The organism is Desulfovibrio psychrotolerans (assembly GCF_013340305.1).
Lineage (GTDB): Bacteria > Desulfobacterota > Desulfovibrionia > Desulfovibrionales > Desulfovibrionaceae > Halodesulfovibrio > Halodesulfovibrio psychrotolerans.
This window is the reverse complement of the sequence record NZ_BLVP01000036.1, coordinates 26839-46069: the sequence shown is the minus strand read 5'-3', so window position 1 is coordinate 46069 and position 19231 is coordinate 26839. Positions and strand designations below refer to the sequence as shown.

The window sequence follows — 19231 nt, the reverse complement described above, 5'->3', positions numbered from 1 at the left end:
TCCATGAAACGCATATTCGCATTCCTTATGCTCTCTGCCGTACTGTTCATTGCCGGTTGCGGTGCCCATGACGGCGTTGTGTCCAAGGCAGACGTCTCGTGGCTCTCTTTTGTCGGCGACACGCGCGGGGCCATGGTCTCTATTGACGATGCAGCCCCTTTCCTGCTGCGCCCCGCCGGATACGACAAAAAGCAACCCAAACCGCAGTGGTACGAGGTTAGCCCCGGCAGGCACACTGTGGTCATAACCCGGAATGACGCGGTTATAGTGCACCGCGAAGTACTTGTGGGCACCGGGCAGACCAAGGAGATTCTTGTACCATGAAGAATCTGATCTGCCTTTTCAGCCTTGCCTGCGTGATACTGTGCGCCGGCTGCGGCTCCAGACAGCAACAGTACGAATGGTGCGACTACTCTGAATCGTGCTACGCCATGGCGAAAAACGACTGCGAAGAAACGCAGGTGCGGCACAAGGCTGAACTGGAACGCATTGTGGAAGTGGCTGCAAAAAAGAACCTGTCTGTTCCGCCCGGAATATATGCGGAATACGGTTTTCTGCTGTTCAAGTCCGGCAAGCCGAAGGACGCGCTTGGCTGGTACGAAAAGGAACGCCAACTCTACCCGGAATCCGGCGTGTTCATGGACATGCTGAGCAAGGTGGCACAGCGGCAGATTGACCGTGATGCCGCCAAGCCGGAAGATGGCAAGGCAGACGAGGGACAACAGATCGCGCCCCCTGTGACGGATGCCCAGCCCCATGCGGATGAGGCAGCTCCTGCCGGTGGAACCGATACGGACGCACCGGCGGCGACCAGCCCTGCGGACACCGCTGAAACACCGCAAGAAGCACAGCAAGGGTAAAGGGGATACGCATGATGAAAAAAACTCTTGTACTCATGCTGGTTGGACTGGCCCTTTTTGCCTCCGGCTGCGCCACGACTATGACCAAGCAGGAGCGGTATCCCGGCATGTACGCGGAGCAGCCCAAGTCCATTCTTGTGCTTCCGCCCATGAACATGACCACGGCGGCAGACGCAAAGGCATATTACAGCACCACCATTGCCGAACCGTTGTCCTTTAAGGGATATTACATCTTCCCGGTTCCCGTGGTCTCTGAGATCATGCAACATGAAGGCCTGTACGACACCGAACTGCTGTATGATGCTCCAGCGAGCATGTTCAAAGAAAAGTTCGGGGCGGATTGCGTGCTCTTTACGCGCATTACGGAATGGGATCTGGTCTACTTTGTCATAGGCGGTTCGCTGACCGTGGCATTTGACAGCGAGTTGCGGTCTACGGAAACCAATGAGGTTCTGTGGAAAAACCATGCACGCGTGGCGGTGGATCTGAGCGGGGGTTCGGGCAACATCTTTGTTGCCGTGGTTGCCACCGCCATAAACGCTCTTGCCGCAGACTACGTGCCCCATGCCCGCAAAGCCAACTACATCTCCTACGCTCCCATGCCGGTGGGGCCGCACAATCCCCGGCACCTTCAGGACGGGGAAGAGAAGATTACCATCCTGAAGTAAGGGCAGAGCAAGGGCTTGCAACTGGGATAAACGACAGGGGCAAACGACAGGGGATAGCCCCCTCTTTGGCCCCCGCATGCCTGCGGCAGCCCGCACAAGCAACAACGAGAAACGGCCCCGGTGCTTTGAACACCGGGGCCGTATTGCTTTTTCAGCAGTGCCGTGTGCTGCTGCAGTATAGCAGAAGCACACGCGTTTTTTCCTGTGCCCTATTCGGCAGAAGAGGCCCGCACCACTTCCAGCATGCCGGGAAGGGTGCGCAGCTTGTCTATGGCCTGATAAAGGTGCGCGGCGTCCCGCACCTCTACCGTAAGCTCGATTTCCGAGTTGCCGTCTACCGTGGAGTGGAACGTGCCGGAATCTATGTTCACGTTCTCCTCCGCCAGCAGGGTGGAAACGCGGGAAAGCCCGCCCACCACGTTTTTGGAAACAATGCGGATGCGGGCGGGATACGGCTTGTCTTCAAAGCCATCCCAGTAGACGGGGATGAGGCGTTCTGCCTCCAGCCCCTGCACGTTAGAACAGTCGGAGGTGTGCACTGTAACCCCCCTGCCCCGGCTGATGAAACCGACAATGGCATCGCCCGGAACAGGATTACAGCACTTGGCGAACCGCACCAGCACGTCGTCCACGCCCTTTATGCTGATGCTCTCTGCGTGCTTGTTCTTCCGCTGCGCATCCTGCGGGCGCACCTCTTCCACCAGAGGGGCAGCCTGTTCCTCCGGCTTGGGAAGCAGCTTGCGCAGCACCTTCTGCGGCGTGAGCCGCGCGTATCCCACATGCGAGAGCAGATCTTCCACGCTTTTGAGCGAAAAATCTTCTGCCACAATCTCCAGCAGGCCTTCTTTGAGCACCTTGGCGAAGTTTACGCCCAGACGCCTGCCCTGCTTTTCCAGCATCTCCTTGCCCAGAGATATGCTGCGGGTACGTTCTTCTGTGCGGATATAGTGGTTTATGCGGGTGCGTGCCTTGGCCGTTTTGACAAACTTTATCCAGTCGCGGCTGGGATGCCGGTTGTTGTCGGTGATTATCTCTACTGTGTCGCCATTTTTAAGCGGCGTGCTCAGGGGCACCAGCTTGCCGTTTACCTTGGCACCGGAACAGTGGTCGCCCACCTGCGTGTGGATGGCATAGGCAAAATCCACGGGGCTGGCATCTTCCGGCAGCTCGATGACCGACCCCTTGGGCGTGAAGACATACACCTCGTCCTTGAACAGGTCGTACTTGAGGGTACGCATGAACTCGCGGGAGTCGCTCTCCATCTTCTGCCAGTCCAGAAGCTCGCGCAGCCACGCGAATTGCTTCACATCCTTGGCCTTGACCTTGGCTCCTTCCTTGTACAGCCAGTGCGAGGCAAGCCCGTGCTCGGCAAGCTGATCCATCTCGTGCGTGCGGATCTGTATCTCTATGCGCTCGGCCTCTGGCCCCACAACGGTGGTGTGCAGGCTCTGATACATATTGGCCTTGGGCATGGAGATATAATCTTTGAAACGCCCGTGTACGGGCTTCCACATGGCATGCACCAGACCAAGAATGGCATAACACTGCCGCACATCATCCACTATGACGCGGAAGGCGATAATATCGTGCACCTGATCCAGTGTAAGGTTTTGCTGCAACATCTTGCGGTAGATGGAATAACGGTGCTTAAGCCGCCCCTTTATCTTGGCATGCAGCCCGTTTTCCTCAAGTATCTTATGGATCATGTCCATGACACGTTCCATATACTCGCTGCCGGACTGCCTGTTGTTATCCAGCCAGTCGCTTATGGAGTTGAAGATATCCGGCTTTAAGTATTTGAAGCTCAGGTCTTCCAGTTCCAGCTTTATACGGTGCAGCCCCAGACGGTTGGCCAGGGGGACGTAGATATCCAGCGTTTCCTGCGCAATAAGCTTCTGCTTGTGCGCTTTTTGGAAATCCAGCGTCTTCATGTTGTGCAGGCGGTCTGCCAGCTTGACTATGAGCACGCGCAGGTCTTCCGCCATGGCGAGAATCATCTTGCGGATGTTCTCTGCCTGAGCCTCTTCCTTGCTGTCGAAGGTCATGAGGCTTATCTTGGTCACGCCGTCCACTATGTCGGCCACTTCTTCGCCGAACTGGGCGTCTATGTCTTCGATCGACGCACTGGTGTCCTCCACCGTGTCGTGCAGCAGCCCCGCGCAGATGGTGGCCTCGTCCATGCGCAGTTCTGCCAGCCGGTATGCCACGGAAAGCGGATGCGAAAGGTACGGCTCGCCGGAAAGGCGCGTCTGCCCCGCATGGGCGGCGGCAGAAAACACATAGGCTTTCTGAATCAGGGCCACGTCGGCTTCGGGGTTCACCTCTGTGACCTTGTCCAGTATTTCCTGAATCCGTATCATATGGTTTCTTTCCAGCCTCGTCCTACCGCGTTTCCGTGGAAATCCACCAGCGGTCCATATTGTGCGTGATGCCTGCGGGGGCGGGCTCTATGCCCCGGATGCGGGCGTGAAGTATGGGCAATGAATAGGGAACATACAGGAAGCAATAGGGCTGATCTTCGTGCAGAATCTGCTGAATGCGGTCGTACGCGGCTTTGCGGGCGGCCCTGTCCAGCGTGGTGCGGCCCTTGTCCAGCAGCGCATCCAGCTCCGGATTGCGGTACTTCACGTGATTCAGTCCGCCTTCGCGCGCCTGAGCCGAGTGCCACACCTGAGAGATATCAGGGTCCTGCAGAATATTCCAGCCCAGTATCAGCGCATCAAAGCGGCCCTTATCCACAAATTCCTTGAGGAAGGCGGCCCACTCCACAGTGCGGATGCGCACCGTTATGCCCACTTCCTTAAGTTGGCTCTGGACGATGGTGGCCGTCTTTATGCGCTGCTCGTTCCCCTGATTGGTCAGAATGGTGAATTCGAAGGGGCGCCCTTCCCTGTCCAGCACGCCGTCGCCGTCCGAATCCGTCCATCCCGCATCGGCCAGCAGTTGCCTAGCCATGGCGGGATCATAGGAATAATCCTCTATGTCCTCGTTGTAAACCCACGTTCCCGGCTTGTAGGGGCCCACGGTGGACTCTCCCTGCCCCAGCAGCACGCCCTTGATGATACCCTGCCTGTCCAGCGCGTGGGTGATGGCCTGACGGACCCGTTTATCCTGAAAAAGCGGGTTTTCCAGATTGTAGCCCATATAGGCGTATGCAAACGCCAGATAGCGGTGCTTGCGGTACGAAGCCTCCCATTCCGGGCCGTTTGTCTGGTGCAGGTATTGCTGGGGAGTAAGACTCATCATATCCAGCTTGCCTGCCTTGAGTTCAAGGAACATGGTGGAAAGGTCGGGGATAATGCGGTAGACGATCTCTTCTATGTATGGCTTGCCCATGAAATAGGTTTCGCTTGCCTCAAGCACCAGCCGGGAACCGCGAACCCATTCCTTGAAGCGGTAAGGGCCGGCCCCCACAGGGCGCTCTGTGAGCGGAGAGGAAACCACGTCCTGCCCTTCAAGCAGGTGGCGGGGCAGTATGTCGTGCATCCATGTGATAAGCGAGCGGGCGAAAGGTGTTTCATATTCCGCCTCGAACGTGAAATCATCCACCAGCGTGAACTTTTTGATCTGCAGATAGTCGTCCGCATAGGGCGTGGGCGTGTTCGGGTCTACCATCAGCTTGTAGGTGAACTCCACATCGCGTGCGGAAAGCTGCTCTCCGTCTTCCCAGAACACATCCTTGCGCATGACGATGCGTATGCGCCGCCCCTCGTCCTGCACGGTGAAGGATTCTGCAGCCCACGGCTCTATCTCCAGATTTTTGTCATAGCGCAGCGGCGCGACATACAGGCGCTGGGCAATTTCATGCGAACCGGCATCGGACGTAAGAATGGGAATCATATTGGAGAAATCACCGATGGTGCCCAGCACCAACCTGCCGCCATACTGCGGAGAAACTTCATCCTGCGCGGCAGGTTCCTGCGAGGCGTTGCCCGCAACCGAGGCCACGGGAGCCTTGCCGGTTGCGTTTACGGCCTCGTTCCCGGTGTTGCCGCAGCCGGTGGCAACAAGCATAAAGACAAAGCATATCAAAACCCTATACATACTCATGCGCCCAGTTCTCCGCGTATGGTTCATTGTTCTCTCACGCTATTGCCAATTCCGGTAGATACGGTATTCTAGCCCGCATACGCATAATATTGCGCTGAAAACCGTCAAGTATCAAGGGAGCAGAACCGCACCCTATTGAAATTCGGTGTGAAATCGCATAACTTCTCGGTCCGCCTTGTGCTTGGGGGCTGCGGGCGGCACCTCTCACCTGTTTTTCATCGAGACACATCCAGTTTGTAAAGGAGCCTCGGACAGTCATGGACGAAGCAGCGGCGAAGAAGCTATTGCAGAATCTGGTAGAAGACACCATCCCCGAGTATATCATCGAGGGTTCCCGCTCCATTCTGGAGTCTGGCGGCGTTCAGAAAATCAGCCTGAAAAAGAGCGAAGGATATTGGGATATTGAAGGGACCGTGCAGGGCGAGGATTTTCAGATATATTCCCCCCGCCTGTCCGTGGACTCTGACGAAGACTCGGTGAACTACCTGTGCAACTGCCCGGAGGCCTTTTCCGGTGCCTGCCGCCATGTGGGGGCAGCCGCGCTCAAGTTCCTTTCTTCGCTGGAAACCCGTGGCGGAGAAGAGGCAGAACCGCAAAAGCCCAAAAGCGACTGGCGGCAGATATTCCGCTCATTTTTCTCCACCGCCATAGAACCGGAAGCAGGCCGGCACTATTTCATCTACCGCTTTCATCCCGAACCGGGACGCCTGCAAGTTGCCTTTTTCCGCGCCCGGCAGAATAAATCCGGCCTTTCCACCGTGCACAGCGAGGTAACGCTGGAGCAGATAATCGAAAACGCCGACTGGTGCGAACTTTCTCCCAACCTGCCCAAGGTGGCGCAGCAGATAGGACGTTACAACGATTACTTCGGGCATCGTGTGGAAATTCCCGACGGGCTGCTCACATGGTTTCTGTGGACCATCAAGCGGGAATACTATCTTTTCTGGCAGGATACGGACTCTCCCTGCCGCATTGAAACAGGCACCATGGATCTTAAGCTCAAGCCGCAGCTCAAAGAATCCGGCCTTACCTTTGACATGATGATCCACAGCGAGGGCAAGCCCCCGCAATCCATTGTGGACAGCGAGGCTACGTTTCACGGGCAGATTCCACTATGGGTCTGCTGGAACAAGGGGTTTTATCCCGCGTATACCAGCCTGAACTCCGCGCTGGTGCAGACCCTTGCCTCCAATCCGCCCATTGTGGAGAAGGAAGATATTCCCGAATTTCTGGACAGAGTGTGGACGCAGCTGCCTTCCACCGACCTTTTCGGGCAGGAAGAGTTCCTTAAGCACATGGAACCTATCTTCGTGCCTGCCACATACAATCCCAAACTCTTTCTGGATGAAGAGGGATCGCTGCTCACGCTGGAAATTCAGAACCTTTATGAAACGCTGCATGGAGAATTTCTGCTGCCCGGCCCCAATCCCAGTTTTATGACAGGCAGCTATTCCTTTGAAGGAACCACCTACCTCATCCGCCGCATGCAGGAAGAGGAAGCCGCCCTCACCAATCTGCTGCTGGAGATGAACTTTCAGCCCAGAAGCAACCGCGTGTGGTTCCTTGAGCCGGAAGAGGCCATTAACTTTTTGCTGGACGCCTACCCCAAGCTGGTTGCCCAGTACCGCGTGTACGGCGAAAAGGCCCTTTCTAAATACAAGGTGCGCCTTGCCGCCCCCGGCATAACCGCCAAGGTGGAATCCAACGAGGAAGAGAAGTGGTTCTCGCTGGAGATAGAGGTGGAGTACGAAGGGCAGCGCGTACCCATAGACGCCATTTGGAAGGCATGGGTGCAGGGCAAGCGCTATGTGCAGCTCAAGGACGGTTCCTACACCAGCCTGCCGGAGTCATGGCTGGAGAAGCTGGCCCACAAGCTGCGTGCCATGGGGCTGGACCCGGAAAAGCCGCCCAAGCAGCGGTTTGAGCAGTTTGAAGCGCCCGCACTGGATAATCTGCTGGAAGACCTGCCCGATGTGCATACAGACCCGTTCTGGAACAGCCTGAGGGAAAAGATTCATTCCTTTACCGAGATACGGCAGATTCTGCCGCCCAGTGGTTTGAATGCAACCCTGCGCGGGTATCAGGCACAGGGGCTCAGTTACCTGAACTTTCTGCGCGAGTATGGCTTTGGAGGTATTCTGGCGGACGAGATGGGGCTGGGCAAAACCATACAGACCCTTTCCTTCATCCAGCATATGGTGGAAATGGGTGCAACCGCCCCCAACCTTATTGTAGTGCCCACATCCGTGTTGCCCAACTGGGACCGCGAGGCGGAAAAGTTTGTTCCCAACCTGCGCAGGCTCATCATCTACGGCACCCGCCGCGAGAACATGTTCAAGCAGATTGAGGAATCGCAGCTGGTTATCACCACCTACGCCCTTCTGCGGCGCGACCTTGAGGAACTGCAGAACTACGAATTCAACTGCATTATTCTGGACGAAGCCCAGAACATCAAGAACCCCAACACAATCACCGCCCGCTCCGTGCGGAAGATTAAGGCCAACCAGCGGCTTTGCCTTTCAGGCACGCCCATTGAGAATAACCTGTTCGAACTGTGGTCGCTGTTCGAATTCCTCATGCCGGGGTTCCTCGGCTCGCAGCACGCCTTCCAGCGAGGAATTATCAAGCCTATCAAGGATGGGGATGCGGACACGCTGGATTACCTGCGCAACCGCGTAAAGCCGTTCATCCTGCGACGCACCAAGTCAGAAGTGGCGAAAGACCTGCCACCCAAGATAGAAAACGTTCAGTACTGCGCCCTGGCAGACGAACAGGCGGAACTGTACACCGCGCTTGCGGCAAAACTACGCCAGCAGGTGCTCTCGGACGTGGACCAGAAGGGCATGGCAAAGAGCCAGATGTCCATTCTGGATGCCCTGCTCAAACTGCGGCAGATTTGCTGCCACCCGCGCCTGCTCAAGCTGGACATGCCGGGCTTTTCCACCAACCTGCCCTCCGGCAAGTTTGACGCATTCAAGGACATGGTGACCGACATAGTGGAAGAAGGGCACAAGGTGCTGGTCTTCTCGCAGTTTGTCTCCATGCTGCACATTATCCGCTCGTGGCTGCAGATATCGGAAATTCCGTTCGCGTATCTGGACGGTACGTCCAAAGACCGTTTTGAGCAGGTGGACCGGTTCAACAACACGCCGGAAATTCCCATCTTCCTCATCTCGCTCAAGGCAGGCGGCACAGGGATTAACCTTACCAGTGCAGACTACGTTATCCACTACGACCCGTGGTGGAACCCTGCCGTGGAAGACCAGGCAACCGACCGCGCCCACCGCATAGGGCAGACGGCGCAGGTATTCTCTTACAAGATGATCTGCTCCAACACAGTGGAAGAGAAGATTCTGAAGCTGCAGGAAATGAAAAAGGGCGTAGCCGATGCCATTATCCCCGGTCAGGAGACATGGAAGTCGCTCACCCGTTCCGACCTTGAAATGCTGTTTGAAGTCTGATCGCCGAGTACAGAACTTTCATACGACCCAAAAACAAGGGCTGCCCGCACGTACGCGGGCAGCCCTTTTCCGATATCTGTATGGAGTTGTTCCATAACGGCCATGTGCCGTCTGCCGCACACGGAGTCCTGCCGCGGCCGTTCAGGAAGGATACACATGCGTGAACAACGCCTCCCTGAAGGTAATCAGGGACGGCTTATCCAACGGACCGGGGCAGCTCATGAACCGGAGAGGCACGGAACTGCCGTGCGGCGTGTAGGGCGGCTGCACATGTTCCGCATCGCACAGGGAAAAACCCAGCCGTTCATAAAACGCAATGCGGCGGCGGGCATTTTCCCCGGATTCCGGAAGTTCCACCTCTAACACCACCGGACCGGCGTGACGGCGCATGAACTCCCGCAGAGCCGCACTGCCTGCGCCACGTCCCCGAACACCGGCGCACATGGCAAAATGCTCGATGAATACATATCCACGCAAATGCCAGAAGGCGATGAATCCGACCGGAGCATCATCCAGAAAGACGGCTTCCATGCCGTACAAAGGGGTATGGAGCAGACTGATGCATTGATTGAAGGGGCGCCGTTCTTCCTGCGGAAAAGAGGCTTCATACACGGAGCGTATGAACGTGAGAATGCCTGTCCCGCAGGAAGGGTCATCAGGCAAAACACGCCGCAGGGCACAGTTGAATTGGCGACATTCCGACATGGCAAAACTCCGGAGATACCATGTGCAGGCGCTCAAGAATGCCGCCGCACCGGCAGAAGCGCACCGCCCCCGGTACGGGACAAAAGAGGAAGGCGTTCTCTAGTCCGCAGGCATCTCGTTGAATCTGGGCAGCAGATTCTTTTTGGCAACGCGCGATTCCACGGTAAGGGCAATGGTGTTGTTCTCTATCTTGACCTCATAATGGGTGATGACGCGCAGATCATTGGGGTACATGAGTTTTTTCTGCCTGATCATCTCTTCCACTATGCCTTCCAGCGTTTCCTGCGCATCTGCTGACAGGCTGAACTGCTCCAACGACCGCTTGAGGTTGGCTGTCCAGCGGTCACGGGTGAGGAACGCCGCGTTCCAAGCGAACACGCCCAAGCCCACGGCATTATCTTCGCCGTTAAGGTTTTGCACTTCCTGCAGCAGCGGACGGCAAAATTTGAGGAGCACATCCGACAAATCGTCAGCTGCTTCGGTTTTACGCTGCTTGATGGCCTCCAGCCTCTTCTTGAGCTTCTTTTCCTGCTTGGTCTTGTCAGCCATGCCATTCTCTCCGTCTTGGGTTTGGACTGCGGGTAATAGGTGTTTTTGCGGCCAAGTGCAAGCCGCGCCTCCGATCTCCATAGCCCGCATAGCCCACTTGGTACGGGGTAGCACGGGTTAGCACTTACGCCTGCCCCGCGCCACTCCCGGAGGAGACAGACTCTTCTTTTGCCAGCCTGCGCAGAAGGGCAAGGTTGCGCCTGTCGTCTTCCAGAGTTTCATCCTTGGGCGTTTCCAGCACCATGGGCAGGTGTGCCAGCCGGGGGTCGCGCACCAAAAGGGCAAAGGCGTCTGCTCCAAGGTGCCCTTCCCCGATATGGGCATGCCTGTCCACCCTGCTGCCCAGTGCCGCAAGAGAATCATTCACATGGACGCAATGCAGCTTTTCCAGCCCCACATGCCGATCCAGAGCGGCAAGGGCAGCATTATACCCCGCTGCGGTGCGCAGATCATACCCCGCTGCAAACGCATGGGCGGTATCAAGGCAGACGCCCGCGCGCCCTTCTTCTGCCAAGCCGCTCTCATCAAGCAGCACCCCCAGTTCCGCGAAATCACTGCCCAGAGTAGTGCCCTGCCCCGCCGTGTTCTCCAGCAGGACGGACACCTTTCCGGTGCCCGATTCACGCACGCAGCGCCGCAGCATGGCCGCAGCCCGCGCAATGCCCTCATCGCGCCCGGTTCCCACGCAGGCACCGGGGTGTGTTACCACAAACGAAATACCCAAAGCCTCTGTACGCACCAGTTCATCCATGAAAGCACGGGCAGATTTGGCGGCCACAGCCGCATCCGGCGAAGCCAGATTGACCAGATAGGAACCGTGCGTCACTACCGGAAAATCTCCCCACTCCTGCCATGCCTGCGCAAAAGCGCGGGCCTCTTCCGGCGAAACCGGGGCGGCATTCCACTGACGCTGGTTGCGGGTAAAAATCTGCAAGGACTGTCCCTGCACGCGGGCTATGCGCTCCACAGCCTTATGCAGCCCGCCCGCAACAGACATATGGGAACCGAACAGTGGCATTCCATCTCCGTAACTAGTTGATTAAAATTAATTTCCACGGGCACATGCCGCATACAACTCCCATCCGGCAGAGAGCAGAAGAACCGCCTGCGTCCTGTTGGGGTATTTATTGTATGATTATATTGGCATGGGGGCTTTCCCCCATTCCCCAACCCAAAAGAACATGGTAGAATATACTACAATTTTAGTAAGGTTTACATGCTGTATCAACCATAAAACGACTCCGAGCCAGGGTAGGCAGGCCGTTCCGAAGTGCCGCTTCCGACCGGACATGCACCCTTCCGAGGAACCGATGAAACTGATTCTCTCTCTGATTCTCAGCGCTGCACTTACGGCTGGCGGCGTTTACGGATACCTGCTGTTCTCCTCCTCCGCCGTACCCGCGAAAGCCACCCTGCAAGCCAGACTTACGGTAACCTACCCCAATGACCTGCCTGACGGCTCCCTTACCCAAGGCCAGCTGGAAGCCATAAAAGCCACTCTGGCAGCCCGTAATGAAGCCTATCAGACAGCGACCCTGCATTTGAACTGCTATCCGAAGTCGGGCATTCTCCCACCCGATCAACAGGCTAATTTTCAGCTCATCATTGTTTCAAACAACGGCTGCACCTTCGAAAGCAAGCGCGTGTATACCACCAGCAGACATCTGCCCAGAAAGATTCAGGAAACCGTGCAAGCCGCCTTCTCCGCCATGGAAACGGTGAAAACCGTACCGGGAAGGACAGACAAAGTCACCTTCTGAGGGTACGCCTTACGCTGACGTGGCGGGTGTGGCACCGTTGCCCGTTGCCATACGCACGCGGCTGCATTGCTGTGCTCTTTTGTGTTCGGACATTTCTCTGTACGCGCCCGGAAAGAAAACCTGCTTTCCTCCTGCCACCATGCCAACCATCCTGAACAAGCTGCAATCAGCCCGGCAGCGGCTGCACCTTTTCCGGCGTCTTGAATGGTATCGCTGATGCGCTGCCATCATGAGTCTATCTGCCCGTAAGCATTCACATACTCCGTATAACATTGTCTCCGCTCCCGGAGTGATGTATGGAGTGTGCAGCACACACCACATAGAGGGAGCCCGCATGCAGCAAAGCACCACCATGCACTATGCTTTTACCCTCACGGACACCAAGGGTACCGTGGGATATGTAGCCTGTAATCCCGAACAGGATATTTCCTTTGAAGACGGCCTTGCCTATCTGGAAGCCCGCCCCCTTGACGAGTTCATGCACAAGCACCTGCTTGAACGCCTGAAGGACTGCGACCAGAAACAGTTTAAGAACCTTATGCAGCAGGCTCTTTCGGATAACGGCTACACGCGCCCCGTGCTCGCCGCCCTGTTGCTGGAGGCATGCCTTGTTCACGGCAAATTTTCCAAACTGGCTGTCTTTTTTCCTGACAACGCTGCGGCGGAGTTGCGGCACCACACCCCGCTCATCCACCTGAAATGGACCATGCTGGACGACCGGGAGGCGCACGCGGCGTGGATACGCCAGTTCAAGGCGAACATGCACGACCACCGCATTCTGCCGCTGCCGGAAGACATGGAAGAATTTGACCTGCCCATGCTGTTTGCAGCATTGCCTGCGCAGGACGACTCATGGGAGAAGGCTGTCCGCGTGGAAGAAGTACGCAAAGCCTTGGCCGCAGAACCTTATGACAAGCCATGGAAACGCCCCGCCCCGGAGGAAACCGCCATGCGGGCACTGGAGCGTCTTGTGGAATACGGCTTTGTGGCGGATGTGGAAATGCGGCACATTGCCTCGCTTTCTCCCATTGCTCTGCTGCGCCGCTGGCATCTGGACATTTCCGTCCGTTGCGGCAGGCATGACCTGACTCTGCGGGGTATAGCCACTTCCTACGGGCGCGGGCTCTCCCTTGCGGATACGCGGGCGGGATATTCCATGGAAATGGTGGAGAGAACTTCCTCTTTTGCCTCCATAGGACCCGTTGCGGTAGAGGACACAGCCATGGACCACCCGGTGGTGGTGGCCCGGCATTCGGAATTATGCGCCAAAGGGATTGCCGCCATGAATCCCAACACGGTGCCGCTGGAAGTGCCCTATGATGACGAGCCGCTGCACTGGATGCAGGGGCACACGCCCGGAGAGCACGGGCCGGAACCCATACTCGTGCCCGTGCAGATGGTCTACATGTTCTGCAATCTTGACGAGGTATGCCTCTTCTCCGCGCAGGGGTCCACCGGGCTTGCATCCGGCAATATCATGGAAGAGGCCAAAGTGGCGGCGCTGACGGAAATCATAGAACGGGACGCGGAAGCCACGATTCCCTTTGTCAAATCCCGTTGCTTTACCCTGACCAGCGAAGATGAAAAGGTTGCGCTGCTGCTGGAAGACTATGCGGCACGCGGGGTACACGTGATGTTTCAGGACATGACCACAGAACTGGGCATTCCCTGTTACACGGCGTTTGTCATGGACAAAAAGGGCGGCGTCATACGCGGCACGGGAGCCGGCCTGAACGGCAGGCGGGCTGTCATCTCCGCGCTTACGGAAACGCCCTACCCCTATCCGCAAAGCCCGCCTTCTGCTCCTGCGCTCCGCGACCTGCCCGTGCGCAGGCAGGAAGACCTGCCGGACTTCTCCATGGAAGACCCCATCCGCAACCTTGCCCTGCTGGAGCGTACCCTCGTGGCCAACAACCGGCGTCCCGTCTATGTGGACATACGCAGAAAAGACCTGAACTTCCCGGTGGTGAAAGCCTTTATCCCCGGCTTGGAACTTTCCGCTGACTTTGATGCCTTCAGCCGTGTAAGCAGACGGCTGTTCAGAAACTACCTGCGGGAATGCGGAGAATAGCTGCCGTTCCGGCTGCCTGACGAACTTGCCGTGCGGGGGGTGCCTCAGGCGGGCAGAAGAAGCTCCCTGCCCCCCGCCGCATGACAACCGCTGCCCGTTTTGTTTACACCATCTCCGCGTTATTCTCCGCTCTCCAGCAACACCACGCGGGTCTGCCACGGTCTGAGCGGAATGTGCAGCCCCTTGGCGTTGCGTGTTACCGGAGCGTCTTCCGCCAGTTCATCGCGCAGGACATCCTGCGGAGGCAGGACCGAGGCAAGACGATCCACCGCAACAGACTGCCCCTTGGCAATAGTCTGTGTCACCGCATCACGGCTAAAATTCGTCGCCACCAGCAACAGGTTGCGTTTGCCCGTCTGCGTGGCAGGCAACCGCAGCACCTGCACAAGCACGCCTGCATGGCCCTTAGTGCCTGTTGTTCCGGGCGGAAGCACCTCCAGCCGCTCCGCGTGCTGTACACCGTAGTGGTTGCGTACCAGCAGAATACGGTTAAGGTGCCACCCGAAGGAACCGGGTGAGAGCATCTGCTCGGGCAGCGTGCCGAACAGCATCTGCGTGCGGGGCATGCCCAGCGGAGTGACCAGTGACTGCCGCGCCACATCCAGCAGATCATAGGCTCCCATGGTGCCCTGCAACAGGGAATCATCCTCGGAAATCGCCTGTAACAGACCGCCTGACAGCGGCAGTGCGCCGGAAAGCTCCCGGCCGGAAATCATGAACACACCGGGCTGCATGGCATGAAAGGCAGCCAGATTTGTCATGCCTTCGCTCACGGTAGCGCGTTCTTCCGGCGACAGCTTGCGCAGGTCGCGCAGCCCCGCCGCCAGCGCCACCAGCCCCGCCGGTGTCGTATACAGAACATCGTTCTTCAGCTGCGTATCTCCCCCGGCGCGGGTTACGGCTTCACGCATGGCCTGCCGCATCGACTCCCGGAGTGGACGGGCTGCATCGTTGCGCGCCCCGTACAGGTGCACAAGCGAGAAATCCACCCCACCTTCCGGCTGAATGCAGTGCACAAGCCTTTCCGGCCCTATGCCCAGCGCCTGCATGGCCATAAGGCTTTCGCGCAGCATGGAGACATCTCCCGTCAGCAACGCCGCCTGCGCACTCACGGACCCGGCGTGGTCCACCGCCACATCCGGCCCGGCCTGCAATACTTCCGCGAGCATGGGCAGAGGCAGCGCATCGGTCAGAAAGGTCCAGCCGCCGTAACGGCGCACCTCCTGCGCCAATTGCTCCGCCGCATCGCGTGCCGTGGCAGCGGCATTCTGCACGCTCTCGTCCATGGGGCCTCCGGCAGGCTCCAGCCCGATGAACGGAGCCACGCTTATCCCGCTGAAGGCTACCCCCAGCGTACCCACCTGCTGGATGACGGCACCGGAAAGCACACGGCGGGCACCGGCGCCAGGGTCGGTCCAGTTAAGCACCGGCCGGGCGGGAGATTCGCAGAACAAGTAGACAAACCGTCTGCTTATACCGTCCATACCGCGAATTTCGCCTGTGGCGGCCCACCCGAAAGGGGCAAGGGGATACCCGAGTACATCCCGCACGCGGGGGGCGGGTAAAAACCGTTTTTCACGCAGCACCTGTGTGGCGTTTTCCGATAGCGCCTCGGCCTGCCACTGGGTTTTGGTTTCCGGCAACAGGGGCCAAAGGTCTTTGGGCACTTCCAGCATGCAGTAAATGCCCTGATATTCCTGCTTGGCGCGCGCAGAGAGGAAGAAATCCGCACCGCGTCCCGTGGCGGCAGGCACAAGCAGGTCGCCCGCTATGGCACCGGCCTTGTTGGCGGCACGGGTGAGAAGCCTGAACTCTTCTTCGGTTCCCGCGTAGCGGCTGAAGGCATATTGCACGGTATCCGCTCCCAGCGCCTGCGTACCGGAAACATCATATCCCCATATTCCGCCCGACTCGCGCACAGGGGCCGCAAGAAGCCCGCGTATGCCCAGCTTCTCTGCCTGCCGCCAGAATTCCGGATGGGCAAGCGTGCGGAACAGGGACACATTGTCTGCCGTGAGCAGGGACGCGGGATGCACGGTAAGCCATACCGGAGCTTCCGCCAAAAGCGCTTTGGGGCGTGGAACCACATAGGGCGAGACCCATGGAATGCCCGTTCCGGAAACGATGCGCGACATATCCTGCGCAGCACGCAGCATGGCCTGTTTTTCCAGCCACTGCATGTAGCCGGGGTCTGCGCGCATCTCCACCGGGGTATCGCCGCCGGAAGCGGCTTTTTTTCTGGAAGGAGCGCACCCGGAAGCCAGTGCCAGCACACAGAACGCACAACATATATATCGCAGCCAGACGGCCTGCCGCATGAAAAACCTCCAGCGTGTTATCTGCGGAATAAAAAGCAGAATATGGACGGAACACGGGTTCTATACTGCATGTCCCCCCGCATGAAAAGGAATGCCTGCCACCCTGCCCGCGGTGCCAGCCCCGGCATTGACCGAAGCGCTTTGGCGGGCTATTTCCTTGCTGCCCGGTGCAACCAAGCGCGGCAACACCAGAATCAACCGGCTTGCGCGACGAATTGGCGCGCCCGGAAAACCGATACGGAGAGCCCATGTCCAAATTTTCCACGGAAGGATTCGTTCAGGAAAAAATTGAAGTCGAAGACCCCAACGCGGTTCGCGTATTCGGCAAATCAGCCCCGGTGGCTCCGTTTTCGCCGCAGGAAGGGCGCATCATCTTCATAGGCATGCCGGGAAGCGGCAGGCTGGAACTGGCGGAACGGGTTGCCGGGCGCCTGAACATGAAGGTTGTGGCACCGGAAGCCGCCACGCCGTCCGGCTCCGCTCAGCCCATAGACTCCGTGGAAGCACTGGATGCCGCCTGTGCGGAAAAGGGCATTGTGTTTGTGCTGCCGCACATCGCCCTGCGTTCCGAAGCTATCCGCGCTGCCCTGCGGGAAAAAGGGAAGGTCTTCTACCTTATGGCGGAAGTGCTGCGCATGGCGTACCGCCTGAATAAAACGACTGAACCGGAACGGGAAGCCATTTCCGCTGAATTTGTGGAACTGGAACCGCTGTGCATGATGACCCTGCACTACATTCTTCAGGCATGGAAGGAACCGGAAGAGATTGAGGACAACGTGCTGGAGATGCTGGGGATTCAGGGCTGAGTCCTGTGACGGCGGTGCGGCTGTCGGAAGCATGACGGCTCTGGTGCCGGTGGCTCTACCTTGCTTCCTCCAACCGGTGTCAATTCTCCGGCCCTGCTGTGTCCGCCTGTGCCCTGTTGTGCCATTATGAGCCTGCAACAGGGCGCATCCCAATGATTTATTCATGCTGGCAGGACATTTGCATTTGAACCGGCATGAAATACTCGCCATTCTACACGCAGAATCTGGAGGTCATGGCCGCGCAGAAACAAAAAGCGGCCATGTGGCTTGCGGAAACCCGTCCCGACCTTGCCGACATTGACTCGCGCATGGGCCATAACAGTTACGGGATGCTGGATTTTCGCCTGAAGGATGGCCGTTTTCTTTTTGAAACCATCCCTCCCGGTCCTATATATCAGGGCTGGGTGCCCCAAGACGCCATACCGGCTGAGAGCACCTTTGTTATAGGCTGCAATCTGGGGTACGGGCTGAATCATCTTCTTTCCGGCACTCCGGCATCGCACACCGTGTATGTGCTTGAGCCGGAACCGGAAATGCTGGCTGCCTGCCTAGGGCAGACGGACTACCGGCCATTCATCACATCCGGAAAGCTTGTCTTTCTGCCGCCGGACCGCACCCTGCTGCAGGATACGGTACGCGCCTGCGATGTGCAGTTTCTGTTCGGCAGAATCCATCTGCGGGCAGACCTGCCCAGTCAGCAGATAGGCCCCGCCTATGCTTACTGGGCACGCCAGTGCAAGGAAATGCTGGAACACCTGAGCGTGGAAATGGGCACCCTGCGCCGCGCACAGGACACAATGGTGGGCAACGAGCTGGGCAACTTCCGGCGCGCCCTTGCGGACGGAACAGTGAACCCGCTGTGCGATGCCGGAGAAGGGATAAAGGCGGTTATCCTTGGTGCCGGTCCTTCGCTGGAGCAATCCGGCCCTACGCTTGCCGCCATGCAGCACTCCGCCCTTGTGGTTACTGCACTGCAAACCCTTACCGCTGCACAACGTGTGGGTGTGCGCCCCCACTTCTGCATGTCCATTGACTTCAGCGACGGGATGCTCTCCGTCTACAAACAGCTTGACCCTGAATGGGCCAAGGATATTCCGCTTATCTACTCCACCAAGACCGACCCGCGCGTGGTGAAGCAATACCCCGGCCCCACCATCCCGCTGTGGACGGTGGGCGGCCTTGCCACTTTCATCGCCGGACGTGACGATCTGGTCCTGGACGCTGCGGGGAACGTTTCTGTGGCACTGATGCGCTTTCTGCACTGGATGGGAGTGCGCGACATAGTGCTTGTGGGACAGGATTTCGCATGGCGCGAAACCAGTTCCACGCATGCGGACGGTCACCATCGCAAAAAGGCTTCCCGGTGGGTGGACCTGCAGGACCGGGACGGCAATCCCATACGCACCAGCGTGCAGTACCTGACATCGGCCCGGGAAATGGAACAGGACATTGCCCGGCTGGGGCTGAATGTTCACAATGTGTACGGGGGCGGATATGTCATAAGCACCGCCACCGATACCACGCTGGAGGATGCCCTGCAAAACGGGCTGCTTGCCTCTGACGGGGGGGCACTGGAACTGTGGCGGCTGCGCATGATGAAGGCACGCACGGGATGCGAACAGCCCATCTTTGAAGAACGCGCACCGAGTTGGCGCACCTCGCTGCGACATGCCAACAAACGGCTGGAAAAGCTGTTTAAGAAGCCGGAAAAGAACTATGCGGAAATCCGCTCCCTGTTCAACAGCGTGCACATGTTCCTTAGGCAGGACCCCATCTACATGCCCTATCTGTATAACGAAATCATGGATGTTGCCGGTCTGCGTGATGCGCGCACCCGCTACACCCCGAAGGATATGGGCCTGTTCAGGGAAACGCTTAAGAAGGTGCTGGAAAAGATTGTAGCCATGGACCACGCGCTGGGGGCGAGGTCGCTGGAAGAACACCGGGCAGCCTGATTTCCGGCCTTTATCTGCGACGCAATGC

At 58.0% G+C, this 19231-nt stretch carries 14 protein-coding genes; 8 read left to right on the top strand and 6 right to left on the bottom strand.

Annotated elements, in window-relative coordinates:
• Positions 1-3: 3 nt before the first annotated feature.
• Genes HUV26_RS14685 through HUV26_RS14675 form a run of 3 tightly spaced genes read left to right on the top strand, consistent with a single transcriptional unit; the run spans position 4 to position 1528 of the window.
• Positions 4-324: a hypothetical protein gene (locus HUV26_RS14685; RefSeq protein ID WP_174410894.1), complete on the top strand. Its 321-nt coding sequence runs from the start codon at positions 4-6 to the stop codon at positions 322-324.
• Complete coding sequence (locus tag HUV26_RS14680; protein ID WP_174410893.1) at positions 321-860, top strand: DUF4810 domain-containing protein; 540 nt, start codon at positions 321-323, stop codon at positions 858-860. The genes HUV26_RS14685 and HUV26_RS14680 overlap by 4 nt, the downstream gene beginning before the upstream one ends.
• Before the next feature lie 11 nt (positions 861-871).
• Positions 872-1528: a GNA1162 family protein gene (locus tag HUV26_RS14675; protein ID WP_243451410.1), complete on the top strand. Its 657-nt coding sequence runs from the start codon at positions 872-874 to the stop codon at positions 1526-1528.
• Positions 1529-1737: 209 nt separating this feature from the next.
• On the opposite strand, the gene HUV26_RS14670 is transcribed toward HUV26_RS14675, so the two are convergent.
• Both HUV26_RS14670 and HUV26_RS14665 read right to left on the bottom strand, forming a co-directional pair.
• Complete coding sequence (locus tag HUV26_RS14670) at positions 1738-3888, bottom strand: RelA/SpoT family protein (protein WP_174410892.1); 2151 nt, start codon at positions 3886-3888, stop codon at positions 1738-1740.
• A 22-nt stretch (positions 3889-3910) separates the two neighbouring features.
• Complete coding sequence (locus HUV26_RS14665; RefSeq protein ID WP_174410891.1) at positions 3911-5578, bottom strand: peptide-binding protein; 1668 nt, start codon at positions 5576-5578, stop codon at positions 3911-3913.
• A gap of 257 nt (positions 5579-5835) precedes the next feature.
• On the opposite strand from HUV26_RS14665, the gene HUV26_RS14660 reads away from it, so the two are divergent.
• Positions 5836-9039 carry a DEAD/DEAH box helicase gene (locus HUV26_RS14660; protein ID WP_174410890.1) on the top strand — a complete coding sequence of 1068 codons (3204 nt, stop codon included), beginning with the start codon at positions 5836-5838 and terminating at the stop codon, positions 9037-9039.
• Between the two features lie 141 nt (positions 9040-9180).
• Here HUV26_RS14660 and HUV26_RS14655 read toward each other — a convergent pair whose 3' ends face one another.
• The 3 genes from HUV26_RS14655 to HUV26_RS14645 all read right to left on the bottom strand — a co-directional run bounded on the left by HUV26_RS14655 (position 9181) and on the right by HUV26_RS14645 (position 11311).
• On the bottom strand, positions 9181-9744 hold the full coding sequence (locus tag HUV26_RS14655; protein WP_174410889.1) for a GNAT family N-acetyltransferase: 564 nt from the start codon (positions 9742-9744) through the stop codon (positions 9181-9183).
• A 99-nt stretch (positions 9745-9843) separates the two neighbouring features.
• Positions 9844-10293 (bottom strand): hypothetical protein, encoded by a 450-nt coding sequence (locus HUV26_RS14650; protein WP_174410888.1) that lies wholly within the window; start codon positions 10291-10293, stop codon positions 9844-9846.
• 124 nt (positions 10294-10417) lie between these two features.
• Entirely contained in the window at positions 10418-11311 is an 894-nt protein-coding gene (locus HUV26_RS14645; protein WP_174410887.1) for a deoxyribonuclease IV, read from the bottom strand.
• 292 nt (positions 11312-11603) lie between these two features.
• Between HUV26_RS14645 and HUV26_RS14640 the strand changes: the two genes are divergently transcribed.
• Positions 11604-12053, top strand: coding sequence for a hypothetical protein (locus HUV26_RS14640; protein WP_174410886.1), 450 nt, complete (start codon positions 11604-11606; stop codon positions 12051-12053).
• A 334-nt stretch (positions 12054-12387) separates the two neighbouring features.
• Positions 12388-14124, top strand: a complete 1737-nt coding sequence (locus HUV26_RS14635; protein WP_243451409.1) for a YcaO-like family protein — start codon at positions 12388-12390, stop codon at positions 14122-14124.
• Positions 14125-14243: 119 nt separating this feature from the next.
• Here the strand turns inward: HUV26_RS14635 and HUV26_RS14630 are convergent, their stop codons facing one another.
• Positions 14244-16442 carry a hypothetical protein gene (locus HUV26_RS14630; RefSeq protein ID WP_174410885.1) on the bottom strand — a complete coding sequence of 733 codons (2199 nt, stop codon included), beginning with the start codon at positions 16440-16442 and terminating at the stop codon, positions 14244-14246.
• A 248-nt stretch (positions 16443-16690) separates the two neighbouring features.
• On the opposite strand from HUV26_RS14630, the gene HUV26_RS14625 reads away from it, so the two are divergent.
• Positions 16691-17248 (top strand): nucleoside/nucleotide kinase family protein, encoded by a 558-nt coding sequence (locus tag HUV26_RS14625; protein WP_174410884.1) that lies wholly within the window; start codon positions 16691-16693, stop codon positions 17246-17248.
• Positions 17249-17442: 194 nt separating this feature from the next.
• Positions 17443-19203 carry a motility associated factor glycosyltransferase family protein gene (locus HUV26_RS14620; RefSeq protein WP_174410883.1) on the top strand — a complete coding sequence of 587 codons (1761 nt, stop codon included), beginning with the start codon at positions 17443-17445 and terminating at the stop codon, positions 19201-19203.
• Positions 19204-19231 lie beyond the last annotated feature (28 nt).

Coding starts and splice junctions, on each gene's coding strand:
- HUV26_RS14680 (WP_174410893.1), top strand. CDS start 321: ATGAAGAATCTGATCTGCCTTTTCAGCCTTGCCTGCGTGATACTGTGC.
- HUV26_RS14675 (WP_243451410.1), top strand. CDS start 872: ATGATGAAAAAAACTCTTGTACTCATGCTGGTTGGACTGGCCCTTTTT.
- HUV26_RS14685 (WP_174410894.1), top strand. CDS start 4: ATGAAACGCATATTCGCATTCCTTATGCTCTCTGCCGTACTGTTCATT.
- HUV26_RS14665 (WP_174410891.1), bottom strand. CDS start 5,578: ATGAGTATGTATAGGGTTTTGATATGCTTTGTCTTTATGCTTGTTGCC.
- HUV26_RS14645 (WP_174410887.1), bottom strand. CDS start 11,311: ATGCCACTGTTCGGTTCCCATATGTCTGTTGCGGGCGGGCTGCATAAG.
- HUV26_RS14650 (WP_174410888.1), bottom strand. CDS start 10,293: ATGGCTGACAAGACCAAGCAGGAAAAGAAGCTCAAGAAGAGGCTGGAG.
- HUV26_RS14640 (WP_174410886.1), top strand. CDS start 11,604: ATGAAACTGATTCTCTCTCTGATTCTCAGCGCTGCACTTACGGCTGGC.
- HUV26_RS14625 (WP_174410884.1), top strand. CDS start 16,691: ATGTCCAAATTTTCCACGGAAGGATTCGTTCAGGAAAAAATTGAAGTC.
- HUV26_RS14635 (WP_243451409.1), top strand. CDS start 12,388: ATGCAGCAAAGCACCACCATGCACTATGCTTTTACCCTCACGGACACC.
- HUV26_RS14670 (WP_174410892.1), bottom strand. CDS start 3,888: ATGATACGGATTCAGGAAATACTGGACAAGGTCACAGAGGTGAACCCC.
- HUV26_RS14630 (WP_174410885.1), bottom strand. CDS start 16,442: ATGCGGCAGGCCGTCTGGCTGCGATATATATGTTGTGCGTTCTGTGTG.
- HUV26_RS14620 (WP_174410883.1), top strand. CDS start 17,443: ATGAAATACTCGCCATTCTACACGCAGAATCTGGAGGTCATGGCCGCG.
- HUV26_RS14655 (WP_174410889.1), bottom strand. CDS start 9,744: ATGTCGGAATGTCGCCAATTCAACTGTGCCCTGCGGCGTGTTTTGCCT.
- HUV26_RS14660 (WP_174410890.1), top strand. CDS start 5,836: ATGGACGAAGCAGCGGCGAAGAAGCTATTGCAGAATCTGGTAGAAGAC.